Annotated in this window: 19 protein-coding genes and 3 pseudogenes; 5 read left to right on the forward strand and 17 right to left on the reverse strand. The window is 36.9% G+C overall.

From position 1 onward, the window contains the following. Positions 1 to 477: 477 nt before the first annotated feature. The 6 genes from H532_RS0115980 to H532_RS0116010 form a co-directional block, all read right to left on the reverse strand. On the reverse strand, positions 478 to 999 hold the full coding sequence (locus tag H532_RS0115980) for a DUF6141 family protein (RefSeq protein WP_027726299.1): 522 nt from the start codon (positions 997 to 999) through the stop codon (positions 478 to 480). A 141-nt stretch (positions 1000 to 1140) separates the two neighbouring features. Then, complete coding sequence (locus tag H532_RS0115985) at positions 1141 to 1548, reverse strand: thiol-disulfide oxidoreductase DCC family protein (RefSeq protein ID WP_038112767.1); 408 nt, start codon at positions 1546 to 1548, stop codon at positions 1141 to 1143. 61 nt (positions 1549 to 1609) lie between these two features. Continuing rightward, positions 1610 to 2272: a sporulation delaying protein family toxin gene (locus H532_RS19700; RefSeq protein WP_051263387.1), complete on the reverse strand. Its 663-nt coding sequence runs from the start codon at positions 2270 to 2272 to the stop codon at positions 1610 to 1612. 5 nt (positions 2273 to 2277) lie between these two features. Then, positions 2278 to 3267: a sporulation-delaying protein SdpB family protein gene (locus H532_RS19200; RefSeq protein ID WP_081412508.1), complete on the reverse strand. Its 990-nt coding sequence runs from the start codon at positions 3265 to 3267 to the stop codon at positions 2278 to 2280. Next, positions 3252 to 3818, reverse strand: coding sequence for an SdpA family antimicrobial peptide system protein (locus H532_RS0116000; RefSeq protein ID WP_027726301.1), 567 nt, complete (start codon positions 3816 to 3818; stop codon positions 3252 to 3254). Before H532_RS0116000 ends, H532_RS19200 begins: the two co-directional genes overlap by 16 nt. A gap of 813 nt (positions 3819 to 4631) precedes the next feature. After that, positions 4632 to 5468, reverse strand: coding sequence for a hypothetical protein (locus H532_RS0116010; protein WP_027726303.1), 837 nt, complete (start codon positions 5466 to 5468; stop codon positions 4632 to 4634). 303 nt (positions 5469 to 5771) lie between these two features. Between H532_RS0116010 and H532_RS0116015 the strand changes: the two genes are divergently transcribed. The 3 genes and pseudogenes from H532_RS0116015 to H532_RS21140 all read left to right on the forward strand — a co-directional run. Beyond that, entirely contained in the window at positions 5772 to 6677 is a 906-nt protein-coding gene (locus tag H532_RS0116015; RefSeq protein ID WP_027726304.1) for a DUF5655 domain-containing protein, read from the forward strand. Between the two features lie 370 nt (positions 6678 to 7047). Then, a complete protein-coding gene (locus H532_RS0116020; RefSeq protein WP_027726305.1) occupies positions 7048 to 7323 on the forward strand; it encodes a hypothetical protein in 276 nt (91 codons plus the stop codon). A 758-nt stretch (positions 7324 to 8081) separates the two neighbouring features. Beyond that, positions 8082 to 8270, forward strand: a pseudogene (locus tag H532_RS21140) (ATP-binding protein); the annotation flags it as partial. Between the two features lie 412 nt (positions 8271 to 8682). Here the strand turns inward: H532_RS21140 and H532_RS20105 are convergent. From H532_RS20105 to H532_RS0116055, 5 genes and pseudogenes are all read right to left on the reverse strand, one after another. Beyond that, positions 8683 to 9121: pseudogene (locus tag H532_RS20105) on the reverse strand (transposase); the annotation flags it as partial. Between the two features lie 217 nt (positions 9122 to 9338). Next, complete coding sequence (locus tag H532_RS0116040) at positions 9339 to 9707, reverse strand: hypothetical protein (protein ID WP_027726308.1); 369 nt, start codon at positions 9705 to 9707, stop codon at positions 9339 to 9341. 22 nt (positions 9708 to 9729) lie between these two features. Beyond that, positions 9730 to 10383 (reverse strand): ABC transporter ATP-binding protein, encoded by a 654-nt coding sequence (locus H532_RS0116045; RefSeq protein ID WP_027726309.1) that lies wholly within the window; start codon positions 10381 to 10383, stop codon positions 9730 to 9732. 21 nt (positions 10384 to 10404) lie between these two features. Continuing rightward, the gene (locus H532_RS0116050; protein ID WP_027726310.1) at positions 10405 to 12387 is read right to left on the reverse strand and encodes a hypothetical protein; all 1983 of its coding nucleotides are present in this window, start codon (positions 12385 to 12387) and stop codon (positions 10405 to 10407) included. Between the two features lie 91 nt (positions 12388 to 12478). After that, positions 12479 to 12850, reverse strand: a complete 372-nt coding sequence (locus H532_RS0116055) for a lactococcin 972 family bacteriocin (protein ID WP_027726311.1) — start codon at positions 12848 to 12850, stop codon at positions 12479 to 12481. Between the two features lie 342 nt (positions 12851 to 13192). Between H532_RS0116055 and H532_RS0116065 the strand changes: the two genes are divergently transcribed. Further along, a complete protein-coding gene (locus H532_RS0116065) occupies positions 13193 to 13795 on the forward strand; it encodes a response regulator transcription factor (RefSeq protein WP_027726312.1) in 603 nt (200 codons plus the stop codon). Positions 13796 to 14092: 297 nt separating this feature from the next. Here the strand turns inward: H532_RS0116065 and H532_RS0116075 are convergent, their stop codons facing one another. From H532_RS0116075 to H532_RS20750, 3 genes are all read right to left on the reverse strand, one after another. Next, on the reverse strand, positions 14093 to 14800 hold the full coding sequence (locus H532_RS0116075) for a hypothetical protein (protein WP_245566490.1): 708 nt from the start codon (positions 14798 to 14800) through the stop codon (positions 14093 to 14095). Positions 14801 to 14883: 83 nt separating this feature from the next. Further along, positions 14884 to 15111, reverse strand: coding sequence for a YgjP-like metallopeptidase domain-containing protein (locus H532_RS20110; RefSeq protein WP_081412510.1), 228 nt, complete (start codon positions 15109 to 15111; stop codon positions 14884 to 14886). 119 nt (positions 15112 to 15230) lie between these two features. Beyond that, positions 15231 to 16919, reverse strand: coding sequence for a restriction endonuclease (locus H532_RS20750; RefSeq protein WP_211231985.1), 1689 nt, complete (start codon positions 16917 to 16919; stop codon positions 15231 to 15233). A gap of 202 nt (positions 16920 to 17121) precedes the next feature. On the opposite strand from H532_RS20750, the pseudogene H532_RS20115 reads away from it, so the two are divergent. Continuing rightward, positions 17122 to 17436 (forward strand): annotated as a pseudogene (locus tag H532_RS20115) (IS21-like element IS5376 family transposase); the annotation flags it as partial. A 225-nt stretch (positions 17437 to 17661) separates the two neighbouring features. On the opposite strand, the gene H532_RS0116095 reads toward H532_RS20115, so the two are convergent. The 3 genes from H532_RS0116095 to H532_RS20120 all read right to left on the reverse strand — a co-directional run bounded on the left by H532_RS0116095 (position 17662) and on the right by H532_RS20120 (position 23825). Then, a complete protein-coding gene (locus H532_RS0116095) occupies positions 17662 to 19209 on the reverse strand; it encodes an RNA-directed DNA polymerase (RefSeq protein WP_081412511.1) in 1548 nt (515 codons plus the stop codon). An 82-nt stretch (positions 19210 to 19291) separates the two neighbouring features. Beyond that, positions 19292 to 22630 (reverse strand): DEAD/DEAH box helicase family protein, encoded by a 3339-nt coding sequence (locus H532_RS0116100; RefSeq protein ID WP_027726316.1) that lies wholly within the window; start codon positions 22628 to 22630, stop codon positions 19292 to 19294. Continuing rightward, positions 22602 to 23825, reverse strand: a complete 1224-nt coding sequence (locus tag H532_RS20120) for a restriction endonuclease subunit S (protein ID WP_081412512.1) — start codon at positions 23823 to 23825, stop codon at positions 22602 to 22604. Before H532_RS20120 ends, H532_RS0116100 begins: the two co-directional genes overlap by 29 nt. Between the last annotated feature and the right edge of the window lie 4 nt (positions 23826 to 23829).

Here is a 23829-nt window from a genome sequence, read left to right on the forward strand (position 1 = left end):
GTCAACATTTTCGCCGGTTTTGCGGATGCGGCCTTCTTATTTTCTTTTGACCCTGTCGCATCGGTTTTGGTGTCTGAACAACCTGCCAAAACCCCAAGCAATAACAACACAGCCATTCCCCTCATGATGAACTTTTTCAAAAGTGATCCCCCTCGTATAATAAGTTTCAAATCCATAGTTGATGTCTATTTCCAGTTCATTTTTACACATTGACAAGTGAATAGAGGTTTTGTATTCCGGGCGAAGAGGGATAACGAGTCTGTCATCGAAATTCATGGGACCGCAATGTCATTGTAGGATTGGAGGTCATTATCATGGTAACCCAGATTTTTATGGAACTATTCAAATTTAAGCGTCGAAAAGAAAATAGTGGTTTAAAAGGAAAGATCTCATCACATACATGAGCATTTTTGTTTTGAGAGATTGGGAACATAATATTATTTTTTGGTGTTAAACCTTCGTTTTCGCGTCTTATTCTCATTTATTTTGTTTGGCGATATTAAGAGCTTTTATTAAACCTTTAGGATTCTTTGTTCCTATTACTATAGTTTGTCCTGACTTCATTTTTATTTTTATAGCCTTTTTTCCGTGGATGGTGTATGCCTTTTCTCCCTTTATATTAAACCTAATACCCCAACCACCAAACTGTCGAATGGGACGATGATTGGTTTCACTGTAGTCAATAATATCATTAAAAGAAAATTTTATATAGTGGCGATGCATAGGGAAATAACGAAGGAAAAGGCCATCCTGGTTTACTATTAATTTTATGTTTAGTGAAGCTATAAACAGAGGAAAGAGAAGTCCAAAAATAATAAATGCCACAATAAGCATTCCGTCGGGGGCAGGTTTGGAACCAAAAGGCTCATTAAAAAACACTTGTTTAATAAATCCATACCAAAAACACATTGCTAGTAAAATTATTAAAACCCACACCCACCATTGTTTTAATCTTTGGCTCTCATGGAAAAGTACTCCAGCCGGATCCTTTTTTCCCATAGTTACACTCCCATCTTTACTAAATAAATCACACAATAATCATACGCCTTTCTAACTTTTATTCAAGGTTAAAAAGATAGAATCTACAATTGTATAGTTATCCATAAATTGTATTATTATCGGATTATAAAGTTACCTATCTTAATGCTTTTGTTGCCTAGTATCTTTGTCAATCTGACAATCAACATTACAATGACCAACCGGTATTACAATTCTTCTCTTAGCTATAAAATCGTATATATAGTTACCCAATCCCACAATGCTTAAGAATTTTAATGGAAACCATAGCAAACATAAAACAGGTATCCTTATAAGCATTACTGCAAAAGCATCTATGCCAGAATATATTTTCTCTGTTTTCATATTTCTGACGTGTATCCTTTTTTCTAAATTACTTTTTGATATCTCAATACCCTGTAAATGTGTATCCTCTCTAAAGGATTGCATTTGAATAAGATTAAACCAATCTAACTTATTAATCTTCTTCATAATTGAAGTACATACTGGACACCAACCATCATAATAAACTTCTATTCTTGAAACAACCATATTGTCACCTTTACCTAGAATCATATGGACGCAATGTGACCGCGTCCATATGATTCCCTTTTTAGTTGCTTGCTAATCTCTCAGAGATTTCAGAAATGAATTCTTCTTTTGCTAGATCACTTGATGTGTTTTTTGTATTTTTCGGATACATCCAAAAACCTGCCCATAGCCATACGTCTACTGCAGCAGCAACATTGATTGCAGCACCAGCAGTATGAACTACACCAGCATATGCATAAACAAAAGTTACTATGACGCAATCCGTGCCAATTTCAGGATATTTTAATTCTGGGTATTTTCCATTAATATCTTTGAAAGCTTCTTTAATTACTTTTTTTACTTCTTGTCCCTCTTGGTCAATTAAGTACGGGTTCCCACTTTCGATTACAGTTTTAAAGTGATTGAAGAAATTAGGGGAATTCTTATTAATCTGGCTAATCACTAAATCAACAGCCTTTAGTGATTCTTTACTATTTGTTAATTCTAGTTGACTTTTGCCCCACATTTCGGGGAAAAGTTTTGCAACGTCACCTTGACCAAAAACTAAACCTCGAAATAACTCTTCGCCACTATACTTTTGACTTTTTTCCGATTGTGTGGGAACAATCTTTTTATCTGTTGTTTTTGCGTTTGCAAATGGCGAAAATGAGAAGCTTAAACACAGGCACAATGCTAATAAAGAAACAAAAACTTTAGTAGAGTGACCTTTTCCTCGACCCAGCATCTATATCACCTCCTTTCAAAAAGTGTTGTGTTATGCACCTTTTTTTCCTTAATTTTTTCGCTTTTTAAGGTGTGAAAATTAGTGAAAAGACCTCGGAAAAGCGGTATCTTTATAAACTTAAATTCTTTCTCTACTGGTCTTAAATATAAAATTAAAGCACCAATCATTATTAGTGAAAAGCTGTAAAGTCCTAACATGACAGCAAATATGGTATGTAAAGATATACCTAATATTAGAAACCATTTTCTGTGTTTCTTTTTTATAAAGAAACCCGCAAATAACAATAACTCCGCAATTATTGTTCCCCATGTCGGGATTAAAACCCATATACTAGTTAAGAAGGGCTCAAAAATCTTTGATAACAAAGGTGGCAACCCAAGCATATTGGTTTTCATATAATAATAAACAGCTGTCCCATTCATCCAATCGCTGACTGAAGTTTTAGCCATCGAAGCGTTTAAATAAATTATCGCAACTTGTATTCTAATTGCTACGAAACAAACTAAAGCTATTGTTCTATTAATTACAGACATATTGGTGATTTGAAATTTTTTCTCCCTTTGCCAATGCCACTTACGAGAGTCCGTGAGTGTAATAGGTATTAACATAAGGGTTAATATAGTTGCAACTTGTTCACCACCATCTAGTGTTTTAGCAGATGTTTGTAAACTAAATACTATCCACCAATGTAAAATACCTGTATATCGAGGACGCCATCCGGAAGCAACAACTATCAAGATGACAACAGCTAACCATCGAAGAATCTCTAAATATGTGTAATTAAAAGGCACTGTACAAAAATAGTTGATAGGCGTTGTACAAGTCCGGCTTGCGTCAATACCTGCAGCTGGTCTAAAAAATATCCAAGAAGGATTAACCGCCAAAGTAATAGCTGTAGACAGAGCTATAATAGTTCTAGCTAACCCATAAACATTTGTCCATGGGTTTATAGAAGTTGACCATATTAAAATACTTTCACCTAGTTTTTTGAGCATTTTACATTCACCACTGTTATTTTATAGGGGTGTTTCACATTCTTTAATTTACTCCATGCCCATACTGTTGGTTCTTTTTTTACCAACCCAATTTTTCCACAAATTGTCGCGTGAGGCGTGGTGTTGTTTATCGTTAATACTGGGCTTTTATTATTAAAGTATGTCCACATATTTCCTTGATAATTTTCCCAATCACTCTTTGGTATTTCATACTCAATTAATCCAACCTCTATCCCTTGTGCCCTTCCGTATCTACTTATACCAAAGAGGTTTTCAGGAGTATTGTTAGGCCATGCAACTGCTTCTGCTTTCGTTTGTATATCATATACGTAATCATCTTCTGATCTAGGATCTTTAGTAAAAAAACCCCACCCCTGTGGAAACCAACTAATAGTATTCACTTTTTTTTCAAATGGCAATTTTAGTGGATTATAAGGTAATGCCTGGTGTAATGAGTAAACAAACACTAATAACCAAATCAAAGCAACTGACAAAAATACCGCACTCAATAAATAAAGATTAACATTTTCCCATTTTTTTAAATCCTTCATTTTACCAGCCCTTCCTTTCTGTGACCTTAATTATACCATTATTTACAGAAATGTTAATAAATAAAATAAAACAAATATATTATTTTTTACGACATATTTCAACAATTTTAATGGCATAGTAATAGGTTTAATGTAATGCAAGAAATTTTATAGACATTAGACTTTCATGATAAACACCAATAAAAAAGGTATTATCATCTAATATAAAATTAAAAAGAATATAACAAACACCACTATTGAGTGTTTTCCCTCAATATCGTCGGAGTAAGATGGAAGGGGGACTAAATGATCGTCAATAGGTTTATTCTATTGGAAAATACAAACCCAAGAGTTGTTCCGTAGTTTCTAAATAAAGACAAAGAAAAATACCACTCTTGTCATGTTTTAGAGCCACTAGTAACATATAGAGAGCCGGTAGGCGTAAACTCTTATACAGCATAGTTCAGCGGGCATTCGCATGCCCGGTTACGCAATGTGTTGTGCGTATCTATCAGATCTCCCAGGGTAAGCGCACATTCTTCCTCTCCATGTCCCCACTCCATTTACTGTGTATGCCCTTCGGCAGTATGGTCTTTGACTTGTCTTGCAGCCTTTCCCAAGCATACCTAGCCTTATATGAAGTTCGTGTTCCTTGGGGCGGAGATTTGCCTCCGACTTCCTTCAGATTCCAGGTCACCCAGGACACCCTTGTCTTAAGTTAACTACTACTACTGCCTTCGTAGTTCGGGACTTGAACCCTATAGAATGTGCGCATGCCTGGCGCACAAGAAAAAAGGCTCTTCCGCCGTGGAAGAACCTTTCGCCTATTCCTGTTTAATACTTAATTTCAAACTGGAACGGATGAAACTCAAGATCATAGTTTTCTGATGACACTTCCATGTTCAGTTTTAAGGTGCCAGAGGTTTGGTCCAGTTTCGGGTAAACAAGCATGCCTTGCGTCTTGACCCCCGGGAGAATTTCCGACTGGTTTTCCGGATAGTTGAGCGTATCATCTTTTATATCATATTGTTTATTTCCAGCTACGAGTTTGGCATTAAAATCATAGAACTCCACTTTATCCTTCGTCGTGTTGTTAATTTCATAGTAAATGCGCGTTTCGTTTTCCGCGATTTCAAGCTTCGTCAGTTTCATTTTGTAGCCATGCTGATCCTGTTCTTTATTGATGTCGACTGTTTTCAAGGCCGGTGCAAAGGCTGTCACATAGTCGCTTTTTTCGATTTTATCGGCAACAATGACGGGTGCCTCAATTTTGCCACCAAACGCATTTTCACCGGAGAAAGAATCTTTAACTTTACCGACCACATGAATGACATCGTCCACTTTGACATCTAGATTCGGATCGTCAATCCCGATAATCACATTCCCTTCCCCGTTTTCCGGCTTGGTGAAAGCCTGAAGATATGTCCCCTTATCATCTTTTTCAGGATCTACAAAAACTTGTGCATAGAAATCCACTTTCGCTCCTTTATATTTCTTAGGATTCGAAAGCATCTTGTCAAACTCTTCCTTCGTCAACATTTTCGCCGGTTTTGCGGATGCGGCCTTCTTATTTTCTTTTGACCCTGTCGCATCGGTTTTGGTGTCTGAACAACCTGCCAAAACCCCCAGCAATAACAACACAGCCATTCCCATCATGATGAACTTTTTCAAAAGTGATCCCCCCTGATTAAGAACTACATTCAGTATATAAAAAAGGGTATCCCGAAAATGGGATACCTCGTTAAAAGCCAATGCGTTTTTGAAAAGTCGTTATTGAAACAAAAAAGTTAGAAAAATCAATCTTATGTTATGATAATTAATAAATATCAATAAATTATTGTGTGAAATGTTATAACATGCTATTCAAAATTTTGGGGAGAGCTTCATGATCAACTTCCTGAATTATCCCTTTAAATTGATCTTCAAAATGAAACCATCTATCCTTTGAAATTCAGAATGATGGGAGTGGCCGATGTGGGCGATATTAAATTGTTTCATATACATAATAATACAGTGACTGAATTGACCGGAAAATCCATGACGATTGAGAAATCTTTACAAACATTAATGGAGCGTCATTTAGAGGTATTCCTCGGCGTAAAATTTCTCGCATCAGAATACTCAACGGGTAAATCTCACAGTGGGCGTATTGATACACTCGGCATTGATGAAAACTATTGTCCTGTTATCATTGAATACAAACGGTCTTTAAACGAAAATGTGATTAACCAAGGGCTTTTTTACCTCGATTGGTTGTTAGATCATCGAGCCGAATTTAAATTGCTAGTCATGGAAAAATACGGTATGGAGATGGCCAACCAAATCGATTGGAGCACACCACGTTTATTATGTATTGCTGGTGGATTTACAAGATATGATGAGCATGCCGTGCAACAGATTAACAGAAACATTGAATTATATCAATATAAATATTACGATAATGAATTCCTATTACTCGATTTGGTTAACGCCACGACAGGGCAAGTGACTGATTCTAAAGAAAACCATAACCAAACGATTAGAAATAACACTGTTTCCGATTATTTAACAAAAGCATCGACATCATTAACGGATCTATTTGAAAACCTCAAATCATTCATTACGGCACTCGGAGATGATGTCCAAGTAAAACAACTAAAACATTATATAGCATTTAAACGCATTAAAAACTTTGCATGTGTGGAAGTACATCCCCATTCCGAAAAATTGCTGGTTTATGTAAAAGTTAACCCAGAGACCGTCGAACTTGAGCAAGGCTTTTCTAGAGATGTCCGTAATATCGGCCATTACGGCACTGGGGATTTGGAGATTACAATCAAAAATCAAACAGATCTGGATAAGGCAAAGAAATTAATAGAGACGAGTTATGAATTAAACTAAAACGTGCTACTACTGTATTGTTTGGAGTGGCAAAACTTTAAGACTCTATCAATTGTCAGATCGGATCCTAAACACGCGCAGGTATGGAGTGTGAATCAGGATATTGACATGTATAGCTGGATCCCTCCATTTTAAAGAAAGCTCATCTGATTGGCTGTTTACATGCAGCTGTAGAGTGCGAAAAAGTGGATCATCTCCTTTTTCTCTTTTGATAGAAAAATAGAATAAACACGAAGATAATCCACGCTGTCATTAGATAGTGAATATTTTGTTAACCAAGTTCATATGTGGGTACCAAAAGGATATACCGATAAATAGCAGGAATAATCCTGGGGCAAAATGAAGGGCCCATTTCGAAGGAGATAGTTCAATGAACAAGAATTGGATCAGCATCTTTATATGGTCGATTCTATTGGCACTCTTTTTAGTGACCATTTTCTTCGGCGGGCTGATGTTATATGCGCTGTTTACGTACCATTCTTATGACATCGGCGGGGTGTACAGCATCACCGTTCATAAAAAGCACCCGTCGTTTGATCTGACCGTCAGCAGCGGATTCTTGTGCGTTTTTCTGATCACGGTCCTTTTCTTCATTTTAGTTTTCAGTCTCGCTCAGCTCCTGCGTACCCGCCGTAACAACAGCTAAGAGGACAGTTGAACGATGCATATCTGTGCGCGTTTGGAATGAGGGGGACCGGCTTAGACGAACCGGCGGTTTGCCCTTCACTCGGCACAAGAGAGTGCTAATCCCATGACGGCGGCCAAAACCGTTTCTTGTCAGGTTCTCATTACCCACGTTTTTTTGTCTTGCGGCGTCTTATACATGCCACAAGGCCACCGGCGTTATCCCGATTCCGGCCAATGGCGGCACGCCTTTATTTCCGGCGAACGGTTGGCGCTCAGCGCTCCCGTTCATAACATTCACCTTTCGGCACCACATCGATGCCGGGCGCACATAAAGATGAAACCTGATCGGATCCTTGATCCAGTTTCGTTTTTTTATTTCTTTGACAACTGCAAGGCTTTTTCCTTTCCTTAAAAGATTGGAGAGCAGTGGCTGGAAAAAACGACGGAGGTGCCTTCATTTTTAGATTAATGACAGCCTTTTTTGATCATTTCCACGTTGACAGGGGCTAGTCCGCTAAACGGTGTTGGTGGCAATCAATAAATGCAGTGTTTGGCAGTTAAGCAATTGGAAATAATGCTAAAGCACGGCTTTACATGAAGTGGCGGATGTGATAGCCTAATCGGCCATTAAAGTCCCTTTATTATGACCCTTTTAAGGAGGAATTACATCCGTAGAGGCTCCATTCAAGCCACCAATATCCAACATCGAAATTTGGAAAAAAGCACAAATATATATTGCCATTTGATGCATTTTTTAAATGCCAAATACATGATAAAACCTCTATTATTTTAACCTCCAATAAAAGCCCAAGGGAATGGGGTGAAATAATAGGTGAGCCGGGTATAACAACCGCGATATTAGATCGTTTAATCCACCGTGTGGAAGTCATTCAATTTGACGATTCTAGTTATCGTATGAAACATCGTTCTTCCATTTTTGCGAAAAAAGTGTTCATTTTTACTTGACGGTTACAGCGTTTGTAAAAAGTATAGATTTACGTAATTCTAATGCATTCCTTAACGTAGGGGATATCAGCCTTTCTAGTGTTGAATTTTGTTTGTTTTCTGCGTTTTGTTGGTATGCCCTCTATATATAACTATGATTTCTAATGAGGCCTTGCTAGATAAACTGCAAAAAGAATGAGAACGATTCCTAGCGCTATGAAAAACTTGTATAAAAAATTCCGTTTACTACGAGAAATACCAAGAATGGCGAAGAATATGCCAAGAATGAATGACAGGATCATTATATAGAATCCCATATTATTCATTTTCCTTTCAAGAACCTTATGCTTCTGATGACGCCCCTTCAAATGGTTTATCCATTGTGTCAGGGGTTGAAAGCCTTTGAAATCGCTCGTAAACACTAGGCGATTAGCTAGAAGGCCGGTGAATTAATGGGGCATAGACTTCCCCATGTCGAATTTTGGAGACTATTTTCCCAGCCTTTTGGCGCCAAAGGACGGGAGGACAAGCAGGACTTCCTACTCCAAATTCTGGTTTTGCGAACGCCAAAGAGCCTGTCTCCCCTCGTTTTTTTCGAAATCGGCACAATCGCTTCAGATTTTGAACCACGACGATCAATAACGCCTGTTCTTACATGGCGTCCAAGCCCCAGCTTCGGACCCAGTCCAGCCCATGACATTCCTTCCCTTCGGCGAACACACGCTCGCAATGCGTGCGAAGGGCTTGAATGGATCGATAACCTTCCTGTTGTTGAATGAGTCTCGCTTGGTTGCGAATCTGAACACCTCTAACTTTCGCTTGGCGTTAAGTTTCCTGACAGGATCCTTCGCCCGGCGCTTCCAAGTTGGAATGATGGGCGCGTTATGTGAGATCCATGACAGCCACAGCGGCGTCACAACCGAATGGCGATCATGCCATGAGCGAATATGACAGCCGTACTGTACAGGCAAAATCATTTGTAACTTTGTGTATCATGAACGTCTTTCTGCATCAAGTCCATTTTGTGGTGAAGAGCCGGAAAGATTATTCACCACAAAATAGACTTAACAACCATACCCACAAGCCCTCTCATCTTTTAATCAGCTCAACCGGAACCCCGAAACTGTGGTTAGCCAAAATGGAAGAAACCGCATCCCGTTCCTCCTTTGTATGATAAACAATGCGGATAAGCGCTTTATCTGTCTGATCTCCGCACGGTGCCCCCACCTTCACGCTTACTCCCTTCCCTACGTTCTCCAAGCGAGCGACAAGGTCTTTGTGCTGACTCAATGCACGTTTCACTTCAGATTGGCTCGGCAGTTTTCCACATTGAGGTCGAGCGAATTCCTGTTTGCCTGGAAACGGGATGAGCGATAAACCTATCCCTCCTTCCGCTACTAAAAGCCCCCCGCCCAACACTATGGCAATGCCAATGGCCCACCATCGTTTTTTCGTCATCTTGGTTTGTCCTCCCCCCTTATCATTTACCACAGCGAATCCCCTTTAGCGTATGCATGGCATGAGCAGCTTGCATCATTTTCTCATCATGGGTGGCGACGATAACCGTTCTTCCTTGCTTCGCCAATAATTGAAGCAGCTCAATGACTCGATCGCCGTTGGCCTCATCAAGAGAAGCCGTCGGCTCATCGGCAAAAATGATTTGTGCATCTTTATAGAGAGCGCGCGCAATTGCCAAACGTCGCTTTTCTCCTCCACTTAGACGAGCAGCAAATTCCCGTTCTCTTCCATTCAATCCTGTTTCCGCTAACACTTTGCGCACCCTCTCCTTGTCGCCAACGACTTTAGAACGAAACAAACTCGAAGTCATTGTGACATTAAACGCAACCGATTCTTCCTCAACGATTCCGTAATCTTGGAGAACGAAGGCCGCATGTTTTTTCCAAAACAGACGGCGTTGCTTCGCTTCCCAACTGGTTGTGTCGACACCATCCATCAATACCCGCCCGCTTGTCGGCCGCAAAAGCAAGCCAAGCACATGGAGAAGCGTCGTTTTGCCTGCTCCACTTGGACCGACAAGCGCGGTCAACGCTCCAGGATCACATATGACACTCTCATTCTCCATAATCGTTCTCTCATTGATGATCATGGTCACTTGATTGGCTTCCATTCTCACTACAGCCAAACCCTCCTTTTTCTACAGCTGACGCAAGGAATTTTTCGCAAACACCCAAGAAGTCGCACCAATATGTACGAACGGCAAAACTGCCAGCACAAGCAACCCGGTTAAACCGACCGGCAACAAGCTGTTTATTCCTTGAAATAGCATAATCAGCATGACCACGATCCCTCCTAAAACCCACTCCTTCACGATTCGCCCACACGACACGTTCCACCAAGATGCCCCAGCAAGGCGAAGGGGGAAATCGCGCTTTGCTTTTAACACCGCTATAATAAACGCACTAATGGTCGCAGCAATGGCCAAGGCTGCCAAAAGAGCAACGATCGATCCAATTCTAAGCCACACAAAATAGGCATAAAGTTGGGCGCGTAAAATTCCTTCTTCCGCCATATAGTTGACGCGGATCCGATTTTGATGGCCGCGCTCAGATACGAGTTTCTGTGTTTCCTCTAAACCGATAAAACTCAATTCCGCCGAGGAAGCAACAGAGATCAAAAAGTTGTCGTTAAACAAAGCATGGACATGAGGGGCAACCAACAATAGCACATCCTTCGGCCGAGCAAACTCAAGCTGTCCACCAGAGCCAACGAATGGAAAAGGGGACGACCCGGTCAAACGATACATCTTGACCTCATGCCATATGTTTTTGGCCTGCTGTTGTTTTCTTACAAATAACGGGATTGAGAGTTCTAGAAATTGTTTCGCATCCTTTGGAATTTGCTCTAGCGTAAGAGGAACGAGAGATAACCTTTTGTTCTTTCTGCGAACGATATCCAACCATTGCTCATTCACTATAATCATGTAACGGTATGGTGCAATGGTCATGCCATCGATGGACAAATCGTCTCCTTTCCATGCTTTCGATAACACTACGCGATGGGCGGTCTCTGCTTGTCGAACGATGTCCCCTACCGACGGTTGCAACGTCTGAAACAAATGTTCGATTTCTGCTCTCCCAGTACTCCCTGGACGGGACGGGAACACCAACACCACTTGATCAGCTAACGACTTCCACATGACTTGTTCCTGTGCCGTTTTTCTGGCATTCGTATAAGCTGAAACCGCCGGTGAAACAGCGGAAAGGACGAAGGCAAATACAACCAGCTTTAACACAGCCGAACTTCTAGCCAAACGCTTGACAACGGGTTCGCGCATCGCCAACATCTCTGGATTCGGCCAAGAGGCGACAGAAAATATCCATGCGCAAATCAGTGTCAAAAAGATAACCATTGTCTCAGCCAAAAGCAATACTTTACTATAGTATGGAACAAATACCCATCCATGGACAAAACCAACATAAAGGGCTGCTAAGACGTCCAATATAGCAGCGGCGAGAACCATAGCCAGCACAAATTGACCGAAATCCTCGCATTGGATGCGCCATTTCGGAACTCCAGCCAGCACACGCAACGCACGCCCTTTCGCCTTGACTGCTAGCCAGTATAAAGCTAATGACACCATCAGCATCGAAACGGCCAATAGCGCTACACCGAAGTCGCTTTGCACAATTAAAAATTGGAGAATGGTGAACAGTGTCTCTTCGCTCCATTTCTGATCGACTCGATGTGATGTTAACCAATCTTTCCATTCATTTAGATGTTCTGTTTTCCCTGTCACCAAATAATCGCCATCAGTGAACGAATGGGACAACGCGCGGTGGTCGCGAATCTCGGCATCAGGCTCACGGCCAAAACGTTGAATTCTCTTTGGAAATTCCCCTTTCTGCCCCACCTGAATAAAGATTTGTCCTGACTGATCCCCGCGTAAATCTGGCGAGACTTTCATTAAACCTAATTCCCATTGATCGCCCATCGCTCCCAACTGTTGAAACACATCTTCTTTCTGCAAGTCAGATTGACTAAAATCCAATGTCACTTTCGCTTTCACATCCAGCAGTTCTGGAAAAAATCGGTCATGGACGTCCGAAACAACGACCGCTGCGAAAGCTAAGAGGAAAAACTGTACAGCAGAAACGACCATCACTATTTTTTTATGCATGTGCGTCACTTCCTTGTCCTACCTTCTTGTTAAGAAAAGAAAGCCCCCCCCTTTTAGGGAGGGGAAAGAATTCGCCCATTAAATGTATTGACTATTTGCAAGTTCGGTAATAATAGGCGTCGTCGGACCAAGGAAAATTAAGCGCCCCTTTCTCAGCAGCAGAGGTCAGACCTGGTGGAGTATCAACACTTCTTAGCATTTCACCGTTGTATACAACTGTTGAACCGTGGCACGAAGTCGGATGATAGTAATAGGAGCGCACCATAGCATTCCAGAAGCCATATGTCCATTTTCCTCCCTCACTTGGGTATTGGACGGTAGAACCTGGATGCAGCCACGCAGCAGCATGATTGGGGTTCGCTAAGCCAAAAGCGATGATGGAAAGCACCAACACTCCAACCAATGTCATCACCTTTCGCAGAAAAACATGGACGGTTTTAGACGAAGTAAGAATTCCAGACAAAAGTAACCCCCCCTCTTAGTAGTTTATGCTTTGAACCAAAACACGTCATCAATGATTGATAACATACGAATCAACCGGCCGGTTTCCCTCTTACTGTACCAGAATAGAATCAAAAAAACATCCGTATTTTCCGCTAATTTCATTGCGGAAAATACCTATTTTTTGAAATTTTGTTTACATATATTATTCTATATTGTAAAATTCTTGATGAATGAAGCTGAGAGAAATAATCTTATTGGTCAAAACAGCACATCACTCATCCCTTATCATATTCCATTTTTCATCGCAACGCGTGTTCCAACCAAGTCCCGCTTCTGGCCGTGTTTTACAGGAGGGAAAGCAATGACGAAGATCAAATTCCTGATTGTTGGGGATCATAACCTTGTCTGCAAGGGGATTCGACAACTTTTGGAACGCGAGCCCGACTTGGAAGTGGTGGGCGCCCTCTCCTCCTTAGCCGAGCTGGAAAAGAAGATCGCTGAACACCAACCTGATATCATTGTCATCGATGCTCCGATCAAAAAGGAAAATGATCTCATTTGGACGAAGGACATCACATCACGATCCCCTATAAGCAAAGTTGTCATTTTATCTGGATATGATAGCGCAGAATATATACATGCTGCCCACGCGGCAGGCGCCTACGCCTTTGTATCGAAAAAAGACTCCGCCGAAACGCTGATTCACGCTATTCGGGAAAGCCACCGCAGGGCGAAATCGTTTCCGGCGTATCTTGATTCCTATGATTATTCGCCCCTAACCGAAATAGAATTGGCAGTTCTCGATCTCATTGCCAAAGACAAAACGAACAGTGAAATCGGCGAACAACTTAACATCAGCAAACGAACTGTAGAGCACCACGTATCGTCCATTTTGCGAAAGCTGCATGTCAAATCACGGTCGGGAGCGGTGGGAAAAGCGTTTATGCTCGGATTGCTTCAGTAACCACGTTTTGTTGAAAAGCCGAAAAAATGGATCATCTCCTTTTTCTCTTTTGATAGAAAAATAGAATAAACAAGAAGATCATCCACGCTGCCATGAGAAAATATATAATTTTATTAACCATATTCATTTTTGGGTACCAAAAGGATACGCCGATAAATAATAGTAATAATCCAATGGCAAGGTTAATGGGCCATTTCATATAAACCTCCTCTTACCCTTTTTACCTGGTATATTTGGGGTTTTTTGACACCTTTCCAATATACTCCATTTTTATAGAATTATCTTTGCTCTCACCATTTATCGATGCATTTCAGTATAATCTGCCCTTAAATACACTTTGAATTCACTCGATTTAGAACCATACTCTTTTAATAATTTAAGCACTAAATTTCGAATGCTGTTTGCACTTATATTAGTCTCAATAAAAATCTTATCGCCAATTAACTTCGGTTTATTCATGCCTTTATCATTTTTTGAGAAATATTTGCGCTTTTTACCATTCATATTTGGGTTATGCTCGAAACTCATAAATTTATTTTCATCAACAGCTATGAGAATTTCGCATATTTTAATTAGCATTTCCTGCCAAGTTTTGACTTCTATTATCTCTTGATTGCTGATTCGAAAACCAAATGGTCTTTTATATGTAAAGTTTTCATAAAGTGTATGCTCTATATTTGGATCAACGTAATAAATTGAATAATCCGGGGAATTCACTGTCTTCTTGCCCTCAGGCTCAAGATCTTCTCTATTTTCAATAGGATCCTCTATTTCCAACAACTCTATGATTTGCTCTAACTTTTGTTCGTATTGATTAATTTCCTCACCTAATTTCGTAAAAAGTCTGACCCGAGTAAAATCCCTTTTTGAATAAGCCAACTTTAGCTCAACACTAATGCTATCCATAGTGTCATTGATCGTTTCTTTTAATAGCTCTAGACTTTCGGATATGTCAATCGTTTTATTCGGGAATTCATCCTTAAGTGTTTTAATGACATCTTTCATATTCATTTTTTCACCTACCTTATTTTGATTTTTATTAACACATTAGGAAATCAAAATTGTAATAATATTGCTCCTACCTATCATTATATACCATAACAGTAGAGAAAAGGCAGTCCCTTGTTACATAGGAACTGCCTTCCGTTGTTCATTCTGTTATGTTTAATACCGGGTAGTTCGCCTTTACAAATCACTACTACCTCTTCATCCAAAATTGTCTTTCGCTTTTCCCAATCCGGCATCAATGCATATAGCATTCGGTAGAAGTTTTCGCCGTGGTTGCTGTACTTAAAGTGAATGAGTTCGTGGGAAATACATTAAAATAAAGGGGTATAAAATGATTTTATTGGATCGTAATGATATCCTATCGCGTTATAATCCCTCTACTAATGGCAATTGAATTATCTATATTTGTTTTCACATAGTAAGATTTTTAAACAAAAATTTCATTAAGTTTTTCTTTTAACATATTACGATCCCAAAGAATTATCCCATTTGATTTTGCTAATTCAATGGCTGAATCAGTGAAATAATTATTTGTCACCACAATTCCTTCCATCAAATTATAATATTTTAATCCGGCTACAACTTCTTGTATTGCTTTATTTGTAACTGGTTTTGAGTAGCATTTAGTTTGCACTCCAAATTTCAGTCCGTTTTTTTCAATAATAATATCAATTCCTTGATCCCCCGATGATTTTGTAACTACAACAGAAAACCCCATATGACTAAATAAGTTACCAATAAACTGTTCAAATTCTAGACCAGACATAAGGTCAATTTCCTCAATTGTAATTACTTTCGACCCTTCAGTGTCAAATGTTAATAAGTTCCTTTCGAACCTGTCTAACTTTTTATTTTCTAGTAGTTCGTCAATTTTTTTAACCAGGACATTATTACAAGTTAAAAAATTACTACTATCTTCAAACTTATTTTTATTCATTAGGAAGTATGTAAATATTGCTAAATTTTGTGCTGAATTAGTATTTATTATATCTAAATCCACATATACTTTTGCATATTCATGGATAGAAGAATCATCAGTTAAATCGTTAAAATATATTCCATATCTGTTATTAAAAAATTCATAAAAGTAATTTTGCGCAACCATTCTTAATACTAACCATGTAACAAAAATGGTATTGTCTAAACCGGTTTTCTTTATTAAAATCTTATGAAACATAGATAAATCTTCATTTAAAAATTTTTTTATTTCTTCTAAATTTACATCACTAAACAATTTCATTATTTCTTCCATTGGAAGACTTAAAATATCCTTATTAAAATCGTATGTTGTAAGTGTGAACTGACCCCTATCGTCTACCTCATGTATAAACCTCTCGCATACCATAAAGTATTTAAAGTCAAGAAAAATTGTTTTATTTGTCTGATATAAGAATTTGTACACAAGGTTAAAAAGTTCTGCATCCAGAATTTTTTTTGCTGTATTTACTGCTGTCTTTTTAAATTCCGATAAAGTGTTTATATATTCTTCGATTCTTTTATTTTTAATTTCTTGAAATGCATTCTTCAATTCAATCATTTTATCTTCTTTGGTAAGAAAAGTTATATTTTTGAATTCATTTTTTTCATCCTTTTTGAATAATGCAACCCAATATTGATAACCAAATTTTTCATCTTCAGAATTTTTTACATGTATATCATAGAAATCGCTTAAATCTAAAGTGATATCATTACCATCATTACTATGGAAATATAATTTTTCCCCATCTACTTTTATTTTTCCATAGGTGTAATTATTTATATTGTTTTTTTGGTCAAATTCTACTAGCGCAACTTCTCTTTTCGAACTTTCTCTTTTAATATTCTCTAATAAAGAAATTATTTCATTATACTTTTCTGCGTTCATTAGAAAAGTAGCAACATTCTTTATCTCAGCGGTATTATTTTTTCGAAAATTAATTGCTACTTTAAAATCAAATTCCGCTTTAGGGATTGGAATCCTTTCTAAAAAGTATTTTTCTCCTAACTCAATTTCCATATTATAAGAATCTTTATTATCCTTAAAAATCAGTTTATGTCCAATTATTGAAAGCCTTCCTTTTGTCTTTAGTTCAACAAGAAATACGATATCTTTTCTAAAACTTTTAAAAAAGCCCATTTTACCCCTCCTTTTTAACTAATAATTTCAATACACCAAAAATTTCCTCCTAATGTTCGGAATTTCTTGCATCTGTAAATGATAGGCGATATGCTGATATCTCTAGAAGTGTTAAAGTCGATGTTAAAATCCCCAATATAGCCGGAATAAAATTCCTCACTTACAATAGAACCATAGTGTCTACGAGAGGAGCTATGCGTGTATGGAATTTTTTTTGATCAAAAAGATGTATGAAAGGGAAATGAGTATTTCCGATATTGCGAGGGAATTGGGAATCGATCGGTAAACCGTCCGAAAATATATTCACTCCCCCAATCCCTCTTCCAAAATCAAACGAAAACCAAGAAAAAGCAAGTTGGATCCATTTAAACCATATCTTCAAAAACGGATATTAGAAGATGGGGTGTTCAATAGCGAAAAATTGTTTTTTAAAATTCGACAACAGGGCTACATGGGAGGTAAAACGATTTTAAAGGACTATATGCAGCCTTTCCAAGAGACAGCGAAAAAGAAATACAATGCAAGTCTAAAAAGAACCTATGAGTTCCCAAGTTTTTCTTTTTGGAACTTTTATTTGACAATTCCCAACTTCTCAAAACTATTGTAAGAGGTGAGCATAATAGGGACAAGCATTTACCATCAGTCATATAAAAAGATTCTTAAATTGAAATTTATAACTGAAAGATTGTTCAATGATGACCTTACTGAAAATATACATGTATAACTATTCTACCGATTGAAATTAGTTATTTTTATAGTAAGGATTATAAAAACTTACATTTCTTTTTTTTAAAGCTTTAAAAAAGTCTATTTCATTAATTTTATTTTCTAATCTATTATAATTATGCCATTTATGATAGACCCATTCATATATAATTAACCAATGTTCACTCCTCAGATTATAATTTGATAATGTATTTATTAAATTATCTAAAGCTAACCTTATTTTTTTAGATTTAATTTTATTCCATTTATGAATATAATCGATTAACATAATTCGAAGTAAATCATCATGTGTTTTTTCTAAAAGATAAACCATTTCTTTAACATTAAACTTGACATTTAATTTGGTTAATATCCAGAATAACCACTCAGCTTCATTGTCTAATCCATTTTCAACACTAGTTTTTATGTTGATTTTTAATTCATTAATAAATTCATCAGTGATCAAATTTTTATGATTAATAATCAATTTAATTATATATGGAGCTAAAGAAGGTTTTACCAATAAATGTCCAATAAAAAATGATTCTATTTCTTTCCATGCTGATGAAAAATCTTCATCCTTTAATTGCTTATACAAATATTTATAAGCCCCTTTTTCACCTATTTCATATAGTTCATCGGCTTTAAAAAATATTAACATTGCATCTTGGATTTTTTTACTGTTTCTGAATTTATCTATTTGAGTTTTAAATTCAAATTTTAAATCTGTATTATGATGATATGGGTATACCATAAACTGTGTTTTACTTTCATTAATTTTTAAACGATATTTCTCAAATACTTGTCTTAACTTATTTCTTATAATATTAAAATCTGCTTCATTTCTAAAATAAAATTCATAGTCATCAACATAATGCAAAAATTTAAAATCCACATCATCCATCAATTTCTCTATTTCATGATCAATTCTATTAAGTAATAACTCAGACAATATTCTTGAAGAAAAAGGACCAGTTGGTATACCAGCGGTTTCCTTATTATTTGTATTTCTAACTAGACGGTCTAATTTCTCGCCTAAATTATTTTTAAAAGTTTTTTTTGCAAAATTTTCTTTAGCTGCCTCTTTACCAATAATTGCCCATTCTAAAGTATGTGTATAAATATTATCATAGAAATTAGCTAGATCTAATTTGTAAACATATTTATAACCCATTGAATCTTTTACTTTTTTCACCATATTTTGTATATAATCAGAACCTAGATTGTGCTTTTCTTTAAAATTTGGTATATCAAAAAAATCAAACTCATCATAATTTAAAAATCTATTCTTAAAAGGATTTGATAGAGTATGTTTATTATTTTCTAAAATATCTTTTATCTCCTCGACATTACTAATTATATAATCAAATAATTTTATCTGTTGTTCAGGATTAGGTATTTTAATTGTCCTTCTAAAACCATCATTTTTTGAAATAGTTAATGATAAGGGTTCACTATGAGTTAACTTGGTTGATGCTTTTAATGATTGATAATGTTTATAAAGTAACTCTGTATTAAAACAAGATGGTATATGTTCGGAAATATAACCATATTTGATCAATTGTTCCTCTATATCTATATTCATTCTAACCAATACAACAACCTCACTTTTGTGGCCATTTGAAAAGGCACCTTAATAACTATCAAAGGTGCCTTTCCAAGCTGTTCTACGCCCCTACGATATCTTCAGCGTTTCGATTAATCTCATCGATGATATCAATGATTTTTTTTGCATCATCCATGTTATCTTTAAACAGTTCGACAATGCTTCCGACTGATCTGAACGGTTCTTGCTGTAAAACCTTCTTATCAAGTGTCCCATTTTTTATAACGTAATCCACTATATGTTTGACAAAACGAATTTGCTTTAAGTTTAAACGTTCTTCCGAAAGAAACTCGGAGAATGCTTCATTGGCAGCTTGCGGGTCCAAGCCGACTATTTGGCGAACGAGCTTGGTAATTGGTGTGTCGCCATAGTCTTTTTCGTAATCTTCCCTTGTCCCGAGTTCCTTCCAGAGAATGTCTTCAAGAGTTTTTACGTCTTGGGCTGTTAGTGGTTTATTATGGTTCAGCTTGTAAATAGCAATTTGATCTTTATGTTGGATGAGGTAATGTTCAACCTTTTTCCGGTAACTTTGAAGATCATTCACATGGAACATTGGACCGTTTTCTTTTACTTCGATCACTTCATCTTGGAAGTTTGTGTAATAAATTGGTTGTGCTTCTTTTTCAATAAACTTGATTAAGTCCCTTAACGCCTCTCGCACTTCGTCCAGCTCGAAGATATCTGCACTTTCCCAAAATTCTTCTGTCAGTACCTTATCTATAATATGTTTTTGTTCCATAACTTGAGGAATCGTACCTAGCTTCGATAAAGATTCAGCCGTTTGAATCACACTGCGAATGGGTTTGGTCGCATTATTGGATTGTAATTTTGCCAGTTCGATGGTATACATAAGTAAATCAAACCGTTTGGCAAATTCATCATCTTGAACCGGGAAAATGATTGGTGAGATATGTTCTTTAATTTCATTCGTATCAAGAACTGATAAAGACACCCAATTGTCCTTGCTTTTAAATTTCTCAATATATTGAAGATGCTGTCTGACACGGAAGTTTTCACTGTTAAGAGCGAGAATATCTCTTGTAACTTCTTTAATTAATTCATTACGATGACCGATATATTCTTCCGTTTGATAATCGATGCCTTGTAATTCTCGGATAATATCCACTTTGCTATTGAACAGCTTCTCTGTTAGACTTTTACCGACTTTTGCATCCATTCCCTTTGGATTTTCCCGGAAAAACTCAAAGTTTCCGCAATAATCAAAGATTAGGAAGTGCGTCTTGTCCTGTCCTATACCAAATAAGTCCGGACAAAGCCGTGTTCCACGTCCAATCATTTGCCAAAACTTAGATTTTGAACGGACCTTTTTAAAGAATACAAGATTGACAACTTCTGGTATATCTACCCCTGTATCGAGCATATCCACAGTAACAGCAATATTCGGAAGCTTTTTCCCTTCTGAAAAATCATCAATTAATGACTGATTGTAGTTAACGCTATAATCGATGACTCTCGCAAAATCCCCTTTATATTCAGGATATAGTGCATCAAATCTTTCAACAATTCGCTCTGCATGGCGATGGTTTTTCGCAAAGATTATCGTTTTCCCCAGCTTGTCGCCGCCTTCTACATGAATGCCTTTTTCCATCAAGTCACGTAAAACCATATCAATGGTATTGTCGTTAAATAACCATTCATTTAAAGCAGAGCTATCAATGTCTTCGATGAAATCATCTCCGTCAAAGGTTTCTTCAAATTTTTCTTTATCTTCTTCTGATAACTCATCGTAATGAATACCTTCTTCTAAAAACTTAGTCTTCGTTTCGATTGTTCGATAATCTACAAGATAGTGGTCTTTTACAGCTTGGTCAAGTTCGTATGCGTATGTTGGAACCCCTGTTTCAAGATTGAATATCGAATACGTATTTTTATCCACTTCATCCTTTGGCGTTGCCGTCAGTCCTAATAAAATCCCATCAAAATATTCAAAGATACTACCGTATTTTTTATAAATACTGCGATGCGATTCATCAATAATGATGAGATCAAAATGACCGATTGTAAATAGTTTTTTCCCGTCTTTTCTTTTGGCCTCATCAATTGCATTCATCATCGTTGGATAAGTTGAGAAGACCATCCGGCTATCCTCTGGATTTTCCTTGTTTTTTAAAAGATTACATAGAGTTATACCAGGTAATAATTTGTTAAAGTTCTGATATGCTTGTTTGACCAATATTCTTCGGTCTGCCAAAAAGAGAATATTTTTCACCCAATTATGTCGGGTCAAAACATCTACAATCGAAATTGCTGTTCTTGTTTTCCCACTACCTGTTGCCATAACGAGAAGAGCTCGTCTTTGACCACGACTTAAAGCGTCACAAACCGCTAAAATAGCTTCTTTTTGATAATATCGATTACTGATCTCATCATTAATTTCGATATCTGTTAACGGTCGTTTCATCGTCTTGCGTTCCATTAACAAGCTTAGTTCTTCCTTATTGTAGAAGCCAGAAACTTTTCGAGGTGGATATGGATCATGCCAAATGTATGTTTCAAAACCGTTCGTATAGAATATGACAGGACGAGTGCCTGACATTTTTTCAATACAATCAGCATACAGTTTAGCTTGTTGGCGACCGATTTTGGGATCTTTTGATGTTCTTTTAGCTTCAATTACAGCAAGAGGTTTGCCATTATCTCCTAATAAAACGTAATCAACAAAACCTTTGCCTTCCTTGTTCGGCATACCAACAACTGGGTATTCTCGAATGATATCTTTATTAAATTCCCAACCGGCGAGTTCCAAATCTAAATCAATATATTTAAGTCTTGTTTCAAATTCATTTAATTCATCAACGTGGAAATGATTTTCTTTTGTATTGTGTACCCGTTTTTCTGTTACCTTTTTCCGAAGATGTTCATTTTCTTTAATAATTTCTTCAAGTTTCCGGTCTTTTGCACTTAATTGTTCATATAAATCTTGTAATTCTTTTGGACGTACTTTCTTTTCTTCTCCAACCGGAAGTAAGGATTCATCAAATGCCCCAGCCGTAAATTCATCAGAATAACAATAATCAATCCATGCAATAAATTGGAACAGGTGATGGAGGGACAATACCGCTTGATCCCGAGTTATATGAGCATTTGTATGAACGGCATGGTTGCCAAGTTTTACTACATATTTCATCATCGGCAATAATTCTTCATCAATAATCCCTAAAAAATTCCGATCATGAATCAAACTAGAAAGATTATCTTGATAAGGAACTTTCAGCGCACTGTCATAACTATAAACCCACTTTACCGCAAGCTCCAGCGCCCGACGAGACTGAATGGCGCTGACAGCTGGGCTAACCACTAAACCTTTTTCCGCTTCAAAGCAAGCATTGGCAAAACTTTGATACTGTTTTTTATCTTTGAGAAAGCTGAAGTTTGACACGTAGCCACCTCCTTTGATTAAATGTTTGAAACCTTTCTTCTGTGAATAATTCACCTTTGAATGATTTTTGCATTAATGAGTTAAAAAGAATTTCAATTTCTCCAATACTTTTCTGTATGAAAGATTTTTGTTGTTCAATTTGTTTCACTATGTTTGCAAATTTTTCTTGTAAATCTATTGGAGGTGTAATAATAGGTAAATTTTCAATTTGTTTTTTAGTTATTGCTTCTCTAGTTGCCCCACCACTTGTAGATAATCTTAATAAATAATTTTGATAAATTTCATTTGTAAACATATAACTTAGAAAAATAGGATTAATTATTTGTTTGATTACTCTGATGATAGATACATGCTGATTGACTCTTGCTGGTAAAACATCGTTAGGAACAATACAACTTCTTGCAACTGAAGCACCAGTAATATTAAGTAATATGTCATCTTTATAAACAATTACATTTTTTAGTTTATCTGCTTGTTCTTCATCTATAAAAGCTAAATCAGTATAATTAAAATTGTTATTGTAAACATTCATACTTCTAATTAAACTAATTCCTTTTTGCTTATAACTTGCATTACCACCTTTAGGAGTTGCCCCAGAACCAATCTTTTCAGTTACTTTTTTACAAATAGTAGTATTCCAATTTTTAGGGTTCTTAATAGGATCCCCGAACATCTCCAAAAACACACTTTGCGTTAATTGGTCTAAAGCTTCGATTTGAGCTTTTCGTTTGTCTATTAAAGAAATTACTTTGTCTAATGTTTTCGAAATGTACCTTTGTTTCTCTAATGAAGGAATAGGTACTAGCAAATCCTCCAGTGCTTTTCTCGATATATGTGGGATTGTAGCGCCAGTACAAGTAGCTTGAAAATAATTAAATTTAGATTGTAAATATTTACCTATATACGGTATATATATATCTTTTTTGTCTGTTACCAAAACTGCTAATGTACTTCCTATAGCACCTTCTAAACCATAAGAAATCGTTCCAGCATTTGCCCCGTCCCAAGCAATAATAATACTTTCTTTGTTTGCATATACATAATTATCATTAGGTAGGCAATATTTTAGATCACTGTCATTTCTTAAATCTTCAATTTGAATGTACCTTACTTTATTAGGAGTAGATTCATCAACTGGTTCAACCTTTTTCCCTTTTTTTATTTCAAATATATCCTTTATCTTTATCCTTTTCATTTGT

It is taken from the genome of Tuberibacillus calidus DSM 17572 (assembly GCF_000430685.1).
Lineage (GTDB): Bacteria > Bacillota > Bacilli > Bacillales > Sporolactobacillaceae > Tuberibacillus > Tuberibacillus calidus.

Coding starts and splice junctions, on each gene's coding strand:
- H532_RS0116095 (WP_081412511.1), bottom strand. CDS start 19,209: ATGAATATAGATATAGAGGAACAATTGATCAAATATGGTTATATTTCC.
- H532_RS20750 (WP_211231985.1), bottom strand. CDS start 16,919: ATGGGCTTTTTTAAAAGTTTTAGAAAAGATATCGTATTTCTTGTTGAA.
- H532_RS20120 (WP_081412512.1), bottom strand. CDS start 23,825: ATGAAAAGGATAAAGATAAAGGATATATTTGAAATAAAAAAAGGGAAA.
- H532_RS0116020 (WP_027726305.1), top strand. CDS start 7,048: ATGAACAAGAATTGGATCAGCATCTTTATATGGTCGATTCTATTGGCA.
- H532_RS0115980 (WP_027726299.1), bottom strand. CDS start 999: ATGGGAAAAAAGGATCCGGCTGGAGTACTTTTCCATGAGAGCCAAAGA.
- H532_RS19700 (WP_051263387.1), bottom strand. CDS start 2,272: ATGCTGGGTCGAGGAAAAGGTCACTCTACTAAAGTTTTTGTTTCTTTA.
- H532_RS0116040 (WP_027726308.1), bottom strand. CDS start 9,707: ATGACGAAAAAACGATGGTGGGCCATTGGCATTGCCATAGTGTTGGGC.
- H532_RS0116065 (WP_027726312.1), top strand. CDS start 13,193: ATGACGAAGATCAAATTCCTGATTGTTGGGGATCATAACCTTGTCTGC.
- H532_RS0116050 (WP_027726310.1), bottom strand. CDS start 12,387: ATGCATAAAAAAATAGTGATGGTCGTTTCTGCTGTACAGTTTTTCCTC.
- H532_RS19200 (WP_081412508.1), bottom strand. CDS start 3,267: ATGCTCAAAAAACTAGGTGAAAGTATTTTAATATGGTCAACTTCTATA.
- H532_RS0115985 (WP_038112767.1), bottom strand. CDS start 1,548: ATGGTTGTTTCAAGAATAGAAGTTTATTATGATGGTTGGTGTCCAGTA.
- H532_RS0116075 (WP_245566490.1), bottom strand. CDS start 14,800: ATGAAAGATGTCATTAAAACACTTAAGGATGAATTCCCGAATAAAACG.
- H532_RS0116000 (WP_027726301.1), bottom strand. CDS start 3,818: ATGAAGGATTTAAAAAAATGGGAAAATGTTAATCTTTATTTATTGAGT.